The 12,929-nt window shown below is 58.8% G+C and carries 15 protein-coding genes; 2 read left to right on the top strand and 13 right to left on the bottom strand.

Annotated elements, in window-relative coordinates; genetic code table 11:
- Positions 1-808: 808 nt before the first annotated feature.
- The 12 genes from WKW79_RS17390 to icd form a co-directional block, all read right to left on the bottom strand.
- Entirely contained in the window at positions 809-1,420 is a 612-nt protein-coding gene (locus tag WKW79_RS17390; RefSeq protein WP_340336438.1) for a hypothetical protein, read from the bottom strand.
- A 14-nt stretch (positions 1,421-1,434) separates the two neighbouring features.
- Positions 1,435-1,635 (bottom strand): hypothetical protein, encoded by a 201-nt coding sequence (locus WKW79_RS17395; RefSeq protein WP_340336439.1) that lies wholly within the window; start codon positions 1,633-1,635, stop codon positions 1,435-1,437.
- Between the two features lie 13 nt (positions 1,636-1,648).
- Positions 1,649-2,350 (bottom strand): hypothetical protein, encoded by a 702-nt coding sequence (locus WKW79_RS17400; RefSeq protein ID WP_340336440.1) that lies wholly within the window; start codon positions 2,348-2,350, stop codon positions 1,649-1,651.
- A gap of 466 nt (positions 2,351-2,816) precedes the next feature.
- On the bottom strand, positions 2,817-3,158 hold the full coding sequence (locus tag WKW79_RS17405) for a hypothetical protein (protein ID WP_340336441.1): 342 nt from the start codon (positions 3,156-3,158) through the stop codon (positions 2,817-2,819).
- Positions 3,158-3,727 carry a hypothetical protein gene (locus tag WKW79_RS17410; protein ID WP_340336442.1) on the bottom strand — a complete coding sequence of 190 codons (570 nt, stop codon included), beginning with the start codon at positions 3,725-3,727 and terminating at the stop codon, positions 3,158-3,160. The genes WKW79_RS17405 and WKW79_RS17410 overlap by 1 nt, the downstream gene beginning before the upstream one ends.
- A 2-nt stretch (positions 3,728-3,729) precedes the next feature.
- Positions 3,730-4,227, bottom strand: coding sequence for a hypothetical protein (locus WKW79_RS17415; RefSeq protein ID WP_340336443.1), 498 nt, complete (start codon positions 4,225-4,227; stop codon positions 3,730-3,732).
- A gap of 462 nt (positions 4,228-4,689) precedes the next feature.
- Positions 4,690-6,585: a primase-helicase family protein gene (locus WKW79_RS17420; RefSeq protein ID WP_340336444.1), complete on the bottom strand. Its 1,896-nt coding sequence runs from the start codon at positions 6,583-6,585 to the stop codon at positions 4,690-4,692.
- A 763-nt stretch (positions 6,586-7,348) separates the two neighbouring features.
- Positions 7,349-7,546, bottom strand: coding sequence for a helix-turn-helix transcriptional regulator (locus tag WKW79_RS17425; protein WP_340336445.1), 198 nt, complete (start codon positions 7,544-7,546; stop codon positions 7,349-7,351).
- On the bottom strand, positions 7,543-7,731 hold the full coding sequence (locus WKW79_RS17430) for a hypothetical protein (RefSeq protein WP_340336446.1): 189 nt from the start codon (positions 7,729-7,731) through the stop codon (positions 7,543-7,545). Before WKW79_RS17430 ends, WKW79_RS17425 begins: the two co-directional genes overlap by 4 nt.
- Positions 7,732-7,971: 240 nt before the next feature.
- Positions 7,972-8,268 (bottom strand): hypothetical protein, encoded by a 297-nt coding sequence (locus WKW79_RS17435; protein ID WP_340336447.1) that lies wholly within the window; start codon positions 8,266-8,268, stop codon positions 7,972-7,974.
- Positions 8,265-9,590, bottom strand: a complete 1,326-nt coding sequence (locus WKW79_RS17440; protein ID WP_340336448.1) for a tyrosine-type recombinase/integrase — start codon at positions 9,588-9,590, stop codon at positions 8,265-8,267. Before WKW79_RS17440 ends, WKW79_RS17435 begins: the two co-directional genes overlap by 4 nt.
- A gap of 191 nt (positions 9,591-9,781) precedes the next feature.
- Positions 9,782-11,041, bottom strand: coding sequence for an NADP-dependent isocitrate dehydrogenase (icd, locus tag WKW79_RS17445; protein WP_340336449.1), 1,260 nt, complete (start codon positions 11,039-11,041; stop codon positions 9,782-9,784).
- A 200-nt stretch (positions 11,042-11,241) separates the two neighbouring features.
- Between icd and WKW79_RS17450 the strand changes: the two genes are divergently transcribed.
- Both WKW79_RS17450 and WKW79_RS17455 read left to right on the top strand, forming a co-directional pair.
- Complete coding sequence (locus WKW79_RS17450) at positions 11,242-11,580, top strand: cell envelope biogenesis protein TolA (RefSeq protein ID WP_340336450.1); 339 nt, start codon at positions 11,242-11,244, stop codon at positions 11,578-11,580.
- A gap of 194 nt (positions 11,581-11,774) precedes the next feature.
- Positions 11,775-12,227, top strand: coding sequence for a DUF192 domain-containing protein (locus tag WKW79_RS17455; protein ID WP_340336451.1), 453 nt, complete (start codon positions 11,775-11,777; stop codon positions 12,225-12,227).
- 65 nt (positions 12,228-12,292) lie between these two features.
- On the opposite strand, the gene WKW79_RS17460 is transcribed toward WKW79_RS17455, so the two are convergent.
- Positions 12,293-12,874 carry a superoxide dismutase gene (locus tag WKW79_RS17460; RefSeq protein WP_340336452.1) on the bottom strand — a complete coding sequence of 194 codons (582 nt, stop codon included), beginning with the start codon at positions 12,872-12,874 and terminating at the stop codon, positions 12,293-12,295.
- Positions 12,875-12,929: the final 55 nt, after the last annotated feature.

Genomic DNA, 12,929 nt, shown 5'->3' on the forward strand with positions numbered 1-12,929 from the left:
TTCTTTCCGCTTCATAGCGGGTCCATGATCTGTGAAGCGCCAGTGGGCAGAGCCCTCTGCCGCAACATCGCTGGGAGCATTATCGAGTAGGCCATTCATCCAAATTTATGCCAGCATGGGGCATCAGGGACGCTGCGGCCTTGCTGCAAGCCGATGTTTGGCGCGGGTCTTTCGGAGGGGAGTTCAGCGCCGCACACGGCAAAGCACGATGCCGCCTGCGGTCATAGGTTCGAGCGAATAACCTATGACGAAGCCACAAGCGCCGTCACGACAAGCATCGCTGCGGCTATCGCCATCAAGGCAAAGACCGCGAGCCACGCGAGCATCCAGTTTACTTGCGCCTCCCATGCCGGAATCTGCCGCCCCTGTCTGCGGCTTTGAGCACGGACTGCGAGGCGAACGGCGGCGGAGCGAGGAGGCGGCTGGCGAGAGCGTCCACCGCGCGTTGACGATTCGGCGGTGTGTCGTCCAAGTCGAGTGAGCGCAGCGTTGCCGCGACCTGAGTGTCGGTGAGCCTGAGGGTCAAGAGGCGCGGCTTCATCTGCTTAGGCCAGTCGTCTGTAGCTCTTGCTTGGACGTGGTCCACGCGGCTGGCCCCATCTGACCAATACCATGTCGACAACCAGTCTGCGGTTCGCGCTCGTGTCCGGCAGGCGTGCCTTCGCCAACAACGCAGGCAAGCTCTCGGCAATCGTCAACGCGATCCCCTCAAGCTCAGGTAGAAAGTCAGGGACATTGCCGGTGAGCACGGCCTCCGCGACAAGCTCGCGCTCGGCTGCGGTGAAAGGTGTCCGACGAAGGACAACCGTCATTGGTCTTGCTTCCAAGGAGACGCGTGCCTTTCACGTGGCCGCTTCTGCGCAGGCTGTTCGAAGACAACGCGGCTCACGTCAAAGTTGCGCTTGATCACCTCGATGCATGCGTAGACGTTTTCGCCAGCAACGAGGATTGATTCATCGCTCCTGCCGATGCGTGCCTCCATGATCGGCAGATAGTTGTCGTCATCGTCGTCATCGTCAAACGGCTGGTGGATGAACAGCACACCAGTTCCGTGTTTGCCGCCCAGCGTCGCCCTGAACGAGATTGCGTCATCAGACTCTGCCGCAGCGGCAGTGATGGCGCGTGATTGGACGTAGACGCGATTGACCTTGCCGGATGGTTCGGACATCGCGAGGGATTCGAATTCAAGGCCTGCTTCTTGGGCGGCAAGAACAGCATCGATGAGAGAAGCGCCGTAGAAGGTGAGCATCTGAATGCCGCCCTTCGTATCAGTCGTGCCTATGCGGCTGATGCGAAGTGACGTTAGTCGATGCTGCTCAAGCTCGCCATCATTCCCATCCGTGGAGACAGCGAGCACAAAGCCAAGCAGGGATGCCCTGTACGGCTTTGCGTCTGACTCGTTCTGTTCGAAGTCGAACATGGCTGCGCGGCAGATCAGGCAGCAAGACGAACACGGACGCCGCCGCCCTGCTCGATGCGATGCGCATTGAGTGGAGAGTCAACGTCGATCGGTGTCGCGTCCGGTGGATGTCCTTCGCGCTCATCCAAGATCGCGCGGCGCTTTGCTGCTGCGACGGCCATCATCGTGCGATCCTCCTCTGTGAGTTCGGAGAACGGAACCCAAGTTGCTTCCATGGCGCGGCTCTCCTCAGCGGTCGTATGGCCGATCTTTGCGCGCAGGTTCGCTCTCTTCATAGAACGCATCCAAGCTGCTCGGCGCGTCTGGGCGTGGTGGAAGGCCGAATGCTGCTCTGGTCTTGTCCTCCGGCGTGTTCGCGGATGCGACTGCGGTGCGGCGGTTGGCTGCGGCTTCGGCGTCTGCCGACTGAGCGGCGCGGCGTTCGATGTCCGGTGCGGCGTTGTCTGCGAGGTATGTGGCGAACGTGCCGGTGATAGCCGCGTCTGCGCCTGGCATTCCGCTACCGCGCTTCGGGTCGTCCACGTGGTTTGCGCTTGGGCTCTCCGGGTAGTCGGCACCATGTTGCTCTTGATCGACGGGAGCGGCATTCGGATTGGTCTGGTCCGGATCGGCGTTTGCCGCAGCAGCAGTGGCGGCGGTGGGCTGAGCCGCAGCAAGCTTCTTCACATCGGCCAAGATGCCCTCGACGGCAACAGCCATCGCCTTCACGAACTCCTTGTTCGCCATGAGTCTGTTCGCAATCTCTTGCGATGCCGGGTCAGCGGAGTCCCTTGCTCTGACGATGGTTGCGATGGTGTCGGCGCAATCGATGCCGCGCTGGACGGCCTTAACCATCATCTTTGCGCGTGCGACGCCATAGACAGTCGGGTCGATCCCTGCCGCCATCGTTGCTCCAATGATCTGATCGCGAACTTGCTTCCGTGTGGTCATGCGTACTCCAGAAGAAAAGAACCCCACCGATGAGGGTGGGGCTGAAAGCTGCCCGATCCAGAGGCAACCTAGGGCGCGTCGAAGCCTTATCCTGCTACAGGTGCAATGTCCTGCGAGGGTGTTTTGTCGGCGCACCGGCCCAATGGTGTCCGCCCAGCGTCAAAGCGTTCGGCAGGGGCGCGAACACAAGCGCGAAACGCTCCGGACACTCCGTTCGCGCGAACGTCGCGCCGGGTCTGTCGAGGTCGGCGCGGAGGGGCTGTGGCAGAAGTCTGTGACAAGGCCCGCAAACACCTGTTTCAGCCGACTTTCCGCGCCGGGAATAGCCGAACCTGCCTCCGGGTCGAAAACGCCTCTGTCAAACGGCCCGAACAGGATCGGCAGACGGAGGGGAAAACAGGGGCTAAGCACATGCCGACGCGAGCGCGTCAGATGGACACATAGGTTCCGGAGGGGAACGCGTGACCTACGTGAAGAATGTCCGCTTGCGAGGATCGACGGTTGGAGCAGCCGCAGGTGCTTGCGGCCTTTGCTTCTTTGGTGCGACAGGAGCCGCAGCAGGACCACCGACAACATCAGCGATGCGTTCCTTGACCGCCTCAACGGCCTTCTCCAAGCCTGACCTCGCCGCCCTGCGCTGACGCTCGATGTACGCTGCGTATTCGGCATCGGGCACAACGTCATAGTTCATCGCAAGCCACTCGCGCTCTTCCATCGACCACTTGCCGCGCTGCTCGCGAAGCATCGGACCGGCGAATGGTCGCTTCATCTGCCGCGCCATCGACATGGAAATGATCTGCTTGGTCATCACGCGTGCCCCTTGATCCCATCGGCAATCCAGCCTGCGATGTCTTGCTGGGTCGTGTCCGCCGCGAACAACTTCGTTCCGAGCAGTCGCGTAGATGCCGCCAGGATATCTGCGGAGAGGTCGCTTGCTGTCGACGCATTGATGAACTTGTCGAACAGCGCGTCAATCTCGGCATCCAGCGCGCGGCTGGCTTCGGTGTCGTTGGGTTCTGCGATTGGCTCTGGCTCTGCCTTCGGGATCACCGACATTGCGCCCACTGATGCGCCTTCGCTCTCGGCCATACCCTCTGGCGCTGGGTGAAGCTCACGTGGCTTACCCGGTGCGTATTGCGAGAACCAGCCTGTCGGATCGAACTTGTTGATGAGTCCGGTCCAGCACATTTCGTTTTCTGAGAGGCCAGTCTCTGGCGCATAGCAGAGATAGAAGTCTTGGAGGGTGCGATGACTCTTGGGCAGGTGAGCAAGGGCAACGCGGTTCGCTACTCGCCGCCCGTGCGTCTTGAGTACCTCTACATACTCATCCTGGCGCATGGGCCTGTAGAGGCGCTTCTTGGTTATTGCCGCGGCCATGATCAGTGAGCCACTCCGCCAGCAGCAACCCATTCTTCGTGTGCGCGCTGGTAGTCCTTGAGGCTGCTGCCTGCCGATGGGCGGTCGTTGACATCGTCCTCCAGTACCACGTAGCCGCAGAGGATGTTCAGTCTGTCGATTGCTTGGAGTCGAACGCCATCGCGCACGGATGGGTCTTCAACCATCTTCAGGAGTTTATGGACAGCACGCTTCTCGCTCCACAAGTCAGTCTTGATGCTGGCTGCCTCCAACGCGGCATCAATCCTCTGCCGCACAAAGGGATTCGTCTCAATCGCCAGCGTGAGAGTGCTGATGTTCGATAGGTCAATGCCCAGCCGGATCATCTCGAATGCTTCGATCAAGGCCAAATCCTGAGATATGCCGCGCAGGCGCAGATCCACGTAGGTCTGGAAAGAGGTTGGGTGCTCCTCGGCAAGACCGCGTGTGGCGAACTTTTGCGGGTCAAAGGAGCAACCTTTGTATGCGCTATCGCTGCTCATATTTGACGCTCCTTTGCTCCGTTTATTTGCCTGAATTAAGACGACGAAGGATAGCTTGGCAGTTGTGTCCGTGTCTGCCGCACACACAAGCGAGGGATAACTGTGATCACTGTTGAAAACAGCCTAAGCTCAGCCGCAACACTGTTTAGGGTTAGGTCAGGGTGTCTGCCGCCACACAGTTAACCCTCAGTTAACCCTTCTGAAAATCGTTAGGAATCAGCTGTTTAGCTCCACATAGGGATAGAGGGATAAAGGGATAAAGAAAAAAGTTAAGTTAAAAAAAGAATGTCCTAACTGATGTCCGAGGGGCGGCGTTTTTTTTAGAAGTTGACACACCCTATCCCCCATCCCCGCTAACCCCGAAACATGTTAAGTCGTTAATTTCTAAGGGAAAAACACCCATTCGCCTGTTAACCCGCCCGTAACCCCCGTCACCCTTAACAAGAGCACGCGACATAGGCATCAGGCCGAATTTTTCTTCTTTCGATCTTGATAGTTCTTGTCTGCCGCGGCATCCTCCATGCCCGGAGCGTCGTACCAGTCCTTCTTCTTATCAACATACGTCGCGAATCCAGCAGTCGTCTCCCAATAGTCAGTCAGCACGTTCAAGAACTCTTTAGCCCGCTCGCGCATCGCAACAACCTTTTCGCCCGGCAATATCCTGTCCTTGCGGATGAACAGACGTGAGGTAGCAGCGCGAATGCCATCTGCCTTCTTCGGCTTTCTCGTGGACTTGAATTGCGTGCGGCCATCCTCTCGCACAATCTCCTGATACCCGGCAGTACTCATCTCGATGTTCAGCCAACCTTGGTTTGACACAAACTGCTTGAGCGGCTTACCGTCAACATCAAAGTCATAGTAGGCGTTCGTGTGCATCAGTTGCTGGCTTGAGACGAATTCAGGCCAATCCTCCATCTCCATATCAGAGAGCGATTTGCGCAACTCAGCCGCGACTTCGCGTTGACCAAAGGTGGCGGCAATCTCGTCCAGCGCAGCGGCCAATGCGGGCTGAATAGCAAAGCCCTTCTGTACTTCGTCATAGTCCTCCGCATCAGGCGGCAGGCGACTCGGATCAAAGCCGGTCAAATCAACGGTCATCAAGTAGTGCGCGAACGCATCGCCGCGACCATCTTCGATCCACGACGCAAGGTTTGTTTGCGGCCCAATTCTCCCTCCCACGAATTCGCGCACCTGCTCTTTCGTCGCGTGGCTCTTCATGACGTAAAACCTGCGGTCGCCGTTCTCGCGCTTGAAGCGGTCCTCCATATTCGTTGTGATATGAACGCGGTGGATATTGCGCACCCGACGAAGCAAGCTGTACTTGATGTCGATCAGAAACTCATTTGGTGGTGCGGCGCAGTACGCTTTGAACCGAACGATCATCAATCCATCGTCACCCTTGTACTGATGGAACTCGTTGACGATGATGATCGGATTGAGCAAGAACTCTTCGAAGTTGCCGTCCAACTGGTTGTGCTTGATATTGGACACCCGCCGCTGACTCGCCAGCACGTGGAAGCCTATCGTGAGCAGCGTGTCTTTGCCGATGCCTTGATTGCCGCCCCACACGAAGCCGACATTCTGTTTCTCGGCTGGGCGCTGGTAGGCGTGTGCCCACGACTTGATGATGAACTCTCTGCGGCCTGGATAGATCAGGTCTAACCAATCCTCGACAAACTTCACAATCTCGAATCTGTCTTCTGCTGGTCGAGGCGGCATAACGTATGGCCGCCATTGGTTCAAAACAAGATCATCGTCCATGTCCCGAAACAGGACTGCCTTTGTCGGGTCATCGGCAAACTTCTTCACCTCGAATTCGGCGCGGCTGAGATGCGACACAGATGGCTTGATCTTCTTGTTGCCGTTCTTCTCCCAAAGGAATTGGTTGACGCGCTCATCCATGACCTTTGCTGGATAAGCACGATATGGGTCTGCTATGTGGTAATACTCGATGCCCTTTCTAACGACTGCGTACACCCAGTCCTTGGGCTTCGTGTCGATTGATGAGGTGCCGGTGTATCCCCTGAGGGCTGGATTGACCTCGTTCGGGTCACGCTCCTTGAGGAGTGCCGCGGCAGTCGCGTCCATCTTGCTTTTGACCTTCGCAGCGTCAAGCGAACGTGCGAAGGCCATTTGTTCTTGGCTCAGCTTGGACCAGATGCCCGAAGCCAATTTGACTCGCTTGCTTCGAAGCTCAACATCATCGGCAAACGGATCATTTTCCCTGCTTGCTTCGAACTTTACGCAATCAGCGATGTCGACCAGAATGCGCCCATCGGTGATATTGCCCTTCCATTCAGGCGGTATGTCGTCCCATGTATAGCTCGCGTCCGGGTAATAGATTCTTGGCTCGGACACTCCATCCTTAGGCATAATAGAAAGACCTCTTACGGTAATTGACGCCGTCCCAGCAAGGGCCCTTTCTTTCTGAGGTTCTTTCTAGTGCGCGGCAGCGCGGCAATTGCTATCGACGCATAGCTGCCTCCTCGCGCGCCGGTCGGCCAACCTTCAATCGGGCGCGACGGCCAATAAACTCTGGCGGTAGGCCATGCTCAACCAGATACTCAAACGCGATGCGTATGTATTCGCTTGATCCATCCAAACCACATCGGCGCGCGGCCTCGCGCGCTGGCTCGATTAGCTCTGGTTTGACGACGCACTTGAAATTGGGATTGGTCATAGCCCTCTATTAAGGCCCGCTTTTTGGTGTCCACTCGCGAGAGGACATCAACAGGACACTCGCGGCGCAGGTATCGTCGGACCGTCTGCGCACCTGGCTACACCGCGCCTGTGTGTGGTCGGCATTGGACGGACACTGAAGCCGCCTTTGGTCGCGTACCATGGGCGGCTTCTTTCATTCAGCGATGAACGTTGCCTTCTGCCGATTGCCTTTTGCCGCGCCCTCATCGTGTGTCGCGGCAGACGGAGGGAACTGCGAGGGGAAACGCATCGTCTGCGCCGATAGCACGCGCCGCTCCTACGGGTCGAAGTTCCCGCTAGTAACGCGTGACCGTTCGCGAACGTGGCCCGCGTAGGACGCGCGAGCGCGGCGCCCTACCTCCGCCGTCGCCGTCGCCCGAAACACGCCCGTACAACGCGCTACAGGCCTCGCCACAGCCCTCTACACAGCGCCGGTTCGGGCTACGATCCAGCCGCGCACCGCCGCGACATCCCATCCGACGATGCGCGGTCCAAGGGCAACGGGCTTGGGGAAGTCGCCAGCGAGCATGCGGCGTCTCAGCGTGGATTTGGAGAAGCCGGTCGCGGCAAGCACCTGCGGTCTGCGCGCGAAGCCTTCGGGCGGTAGGTGATGTTTCATTGCGCGGACTCGTCATCTGCCGCGGCAACATACGGCTCTCGCGCAATGACCATCATGCTTGCTACGCGATACCCATAGTTGACGATGCGTTGGTAGCCATCGCCGCCGCCATCGGACGTGTAGTCCATGAGGTAAGCAAGTGCTATGAGGTCGAGCGGCTTGATTTGTTCATTTTCCGGTTTCACGGTTGGTCCTTTGTGGTGAGGAGCAGAACCGACCAAGCAAAAGAAAAGCCCGGACGGATTTGCCCTGTTAAGGGAATCAAATCGGTCCGGGCTCTGGGGTGCGTCCCGTTGGCTTAGCCAACCGTGTTCACCAGCGGCCTCAGCCCTATCGTTCCGGCCTCTCAACTGAAGAGACTGCCGCTGGTGTGCCTACATACTAGCTGCCTCGTCAGAACGCGGTGTGATGGGACGAACCCTATGTCAATGGAGCAGTTCGACACGCGCGTTGAAGATGCTTAGGGCATCGCGCATTGCGGCTGCGAAGGTGCCGAACGAATCGAACGCCTCACCGTCAACGAGCACATCGAACTTGCTGCTGTCGTCGGCATTGCTGGCGACGATGACGGTGACGACTGCGGGCGCAGAGAGGGTAATCAGTGGGGTGGTCATAGGAATCGTTCGGGCAAAAAGAAAGCCACCCGTGTGGGTGGCCTTGGTTGTGGGCTGCTGCTGCGCTTCGTTGTTGCGAAGGACAGCGGTTGGTCGTCGGTTCGTCATGTCGTCGCCTCCTCTGCCGCAGGTTGCGCGGCTGGTTGCTTTGCCTCCTCTGGCTTTGCCGCAGCCGCAGCAAGACGGTCGATCTCATCGGCCAGCAACTGGAGGGCTTCTGCCCGCTCCTCGAATAGGTCTTGGCGCTGATAGCGACCAGCAACGCCGGTCATCGTATGCGCGAGCAACATCTCAACCACGTCATATTCCACGCGCTTCTCACGTCGCACGCCGTCCGGATCAACGGACTCGATACGAAGATTGCGCAGTAAGGATGCCGTTGTGCTTCGAGTTCCATGAGGAGAAAAGTCAGGACGGATATCCATGCGCTTGAACAGATGGTTGAGCGTCACTTCGGCCAGCGGGCAGTGGTTGCGGAATGCGGATGGAAAGACGTACTCCAGCTTGCCGCTGATGACCTTCTGCTCCTCAAGCAATGCCTTTGCCTGGCGGCTGAGAAAAACGATGTGCTCCTTTTTCTTCTTCATGCGTTCCTTGGGGATGGTCCAGGTGCCCGCCTCAAGGTTGAACTCCGTCCACTTTGCCTTCAGCGTTTCGTTCTTGCGGGTCATCGTGTAGACCAAGAACTTTGCCGCAGCGATGGTCGTGCGATGCGCTCCGGTCTGCTTGTCCAAGGTCTGCCAGAACCGGCCCAACTCCTCAGGACTCAGCTTTGGCGTCTCCTCAGACGGCGGCACGTCAACAATGCCGCGCAGCGGTCGCGCAGGGTTCGTTTCGACCAGCAGCTTTGCGATTGCGTAGTCGTAGATTGCTTGGACGATCTTGCGGACGCCTTCCGCCGTGTTGGGCGTGGCGATCTGGAGCGGCTCGATGATCGCTAGAACGTCGCGTGGCGTTACTGCCGCGAGCGCCTTGTGGCCGATCTCAGGGAACACGAAGCGGTCAAGGCGGCTCTGTATCTGCGCCTTGTAGCTATCCGCGCGCTTTGCTAGGCGTTCCGTCTGCCACTTCTCAGCGAACAGGGCGAACGCCGATTCAGGCGGCGGAGGCGCATGCTTGGCCTTCTCTGCCGCCTTCGCGGCTTTGGTCGCTGCGGCTGGGTCCTTGCCGCGCTCGACATCAGCGCGCATCGCCACGGCCTTCGCGCGGGCCTCCGCCAGCGACAACCCGTTCGGGAAGCGGCCCAGCGTTACCTCCTTGCGCTTGCCATGGAGCGTGAAGCTGAAGACGAACGACTTTGTGCCGGCTGGCTGGATCAGGGCGAACAGCCCTGGCACAACCGAGCCGTCCGACATCTTGTAAGACCCCTTGGGATCGGGCTTGGCCGCGCTCAGGAGCGACGGCGTGAGTTTGAGTTTTACCTCTGGCATTTCGGCAGGTTCCTTCCGTTCCCCTCTGACGTGGCAGAGGGCGGAGGGGATTTGCCGCAATTTCCTCTGATTCCCCTCGCACGGAGTGGAATTCAGAGATTTTACTTTGACCGTCTTGGACCTTCGATTCGCGCCTAAGTCCTTGATATGCCTAGGTTTTTTACGGTTCAAGAAGGGTCATGAAGGGGTGCCTATAAGTTATCGATCATCACCTGGCCGAAACCCGAGCAGCTCACCTGCGTGGCGCCATCCATGAGGCGGGCGAAGTCGTAGGTCACCTTCTTGCTGGCGATCGACTTCTCGATCGAGCTGATGATCAGGTCGGCCGCTTCCTTCCAGCCCATGTGGCGCAGCATCATCTCGGCGGAAAGGATCTCCGAGCCGGGGTTGACGTAGTCCTTGCCGGCGTACTTGGGCGCCGTGCCGTGGGTGGCCTCGAACATGGCGACGGTGTCACTCAGGTTCGCGCCGGGGGCAATGCCGATGCCGCCGACCTGGGCGGCCAAGGCGTCGGAGATGTAGTCACCATTCAGGTTCAGCGTCGCGACCACCGAGTACTCGGCCGGACGCAACAGGATCTGTTGCAGGAACGCATCAGCGATGCTGTCCTTGACAGTGATTTCCTTGCCGTTCTTCGGGTTCTTGAATTTCATCCACGGGCCGCCGTCGACGAGTTCCGCGCCGAATTCCTTGGCCGCCAGGGCATAGCCCCAATCACGGAAGCCACCTTCGGTGAACTTCATGATGTTGCCCTTGTGCACCAGGGTCACGCTCGACTTGTCATTGTCAATGGCATATTGATATGCCTTTCGGACTAGCCGTTCGGTGCCTTCTCGAGAAACGGGCTTCACGCCAATACCCGAGGTATTGGGGAAACGAATCTTCTTGACGCCGAATTCGTCTTGCAGGATCTTGATGAGCTTTTTGGCCTTTTCGCTTTCGGCCTCGAATTCGATGCCGGCGTAAATGTCCTCCGAGTTTTCCCGGAAGATCACCATATTGGTCTTGTGCGGCTCCTTCACCGGGCTGGGCACGCCCTGGAAATACTGGACCGGGCGCAGGCACACATAGAGATCCAGTTCCTGGCGCAACGCAACGTTGAGCGAACGGATGCCGCCTCCGACCGGCGTGGTCAACGGGCCCTTGATGGAAACCACGTAGTCGCGCACGGCATGCAGGGTTTCCTCGGGGAGCCAGACGTCCGGGCCGTAGACTTTGGTGGACTTTTCGCCGGCGTAGACCTCCATCCAGTGGATCTTCTTCTTGCCGCCGTAGGCCTTGGCCACCGCCGCGTCCACCACCTTGATCATCACCGGCGTGATGTCGAGACCGGTGCCATCTCCCTCGATAAACGGGATGATCGGCTGGTCGGGCACATTCAGAGAATTGTCGGCGTTGACCGTGATCTTCTGGCCTTCGGTCGGGACTTTGATGTGCTGGTAGCTTGGCATGTGATCGGGAGCTCCGGGGAGAATTAGCGAGGAGTGGCGGCTAGGAGACAGTTTGTTCCCAGCCGGCTGAATAGCCGTAGAATTTTAAACGCAACCGGCAAAGGCTTCGACATCTGTCAACCGCAGATCTGGCGCCTTCGTTGTTGGCAGACCTTCTGCTGGCCGGGAGGCGTTTTCAACCATCCATGAGGAAATCAGTAATGAGCAAGATTCTCGCAGTCATGATCGCCGGCCTGTTCGCAGTTGGTGCGTACGCCCAGAACCCGGCCGGTACCTCGCCGGAACAAGGCAACGCCACCAATAGCAAGTCACAGCAGCGCGCCGAAGCTAAGAGGTCCTCGAAGGCCCAAGGCCAGGTGAAGGCACCCGCCGGCGACATCGCCAAGACGCCCGAAGGCGGCGCGATCGGCACCGACAAGGCTGCCATGAGCGGCGAACAACGCGCCGAAACGCGCGACACCCGCCGTCGCAACAAGGACGGCAGCAAGAAGCGCCGTTCGACCCAAGGCGGCACGCCTGACATGCCGGGCGCGAAGTAATTCCCCCTGCGTGTCCACCGAAAGCGCCCTGCGGGGCGCTTTTTTGTGGGCGATCGCGGGCTGTCAACCTGCCGTTGGCAAGGGCGCCCCATCGAACTCAAGCCGCAAGATGTAAGCTTCGCGGCCCGAACGGATTCCCTCAAGGTCGGGCCTCCTTCATTGGCCGCACCCATCGTTTCACTCAAGAGTTGTCCATGTTCCAGCGCCTTTTTGCACTTCTTGCCCTGTCGTTGACGGCGATGTCCCCCGTCTTGGCTCAAGAACCGCAGATGAATCTGCAGCGCGTGCGCCTCACCGCCGGGATGTACCAGATCGATGCCCAGGTGGCGCAGCAGCCACGCGAACGCGAGATCGGCCTGATGTTCCGCAAGGAGATGCCGCAACAGGAAGGCATGCTGTTCGTGTTCGAAGAACCGACCACCCAGTGCTTCTGGATGAAGAACACGATCCTGCCGCTCACTGCCGCATTCGTGGCCGATGACGGACGCATCGTGAACCTGGTCGACATGCAACCGCAGACCACCAACACGCATTGTTCCGAGGCGCCGGTACGCTATGTCCTGGAAATGAACCAGGGCTGGTTCGCCAAGAAGAACATCAAGAAGGGCGTCAAGTTGGGTGGCGCGCCGTTCGAGACGCATCGCTGATTCGCCGCGCCCATGAAAAAGGCCGACCTCGCCGGGTCGGCCTTGCCTGATCTCGCAGCTTCGGATCAGCCGAAGTTCTTGGCGGCGAAATCCCAGTTAGCCAGCTTGGCCAGGAAGGTTTCGACGAACTTCGGGCGCAGGTTGCGGTAGTCGATGTAATAGGCGTGTTCCCACACGTCGATGGTCAGCAGCGCGGTGTCCGCGGTGGTCAGCGGCGTGCCGGCAGCGCCGGTGTTGACGATGTCGACCGTGCCGTCCGGCTTTTTTACCAGCCAGGTCCAGCCCGAACCAAAGTTGCCGACGGCCGACTTGGTGAAGGCTTCCTTGAACGCGTCAAAGCTGCCCCACTTGGCGTCGATGGCCTTGGCCAGGGCGCCGGTGGGTGCGCCGCCGCCTTGCGGCTTCATGCAATTCCAGAAGAACGTGTGATTCCAGATCTGGGCGGAGTTGTTGTAGATGCCGCCGCTGGACTTCTTGATGATCTCTTCGAGCGTCATGGACTCGAACTCGGTGCCCTTCTGAAGATTGTTCAGGTTCACCACGTAGGCGTTGTGATGCTTGCCATAGTGGTACTCGAGGGTTTCCTTCGAATACTCGGGGGCCAGCGCATCCATTGCATACGGCAGCGGGGGAAGTACGTGTTCCATGATTCTTGACTCGTGGGTTGGTTGTGGGAGTGCTGCATTCTAGAAAGGATTGGCG

The organism is Variovorax robiniae, from assembly GCF_037889955.1.
In the GTDB taxonomy this organism is placed as follows: domain Bacteria; phylum Pseudomonadota; class Gammaproteobacteria; order Burkholderiales; family Burkholderiaceae_C; genus Variovorax; species Variovorax robiniae.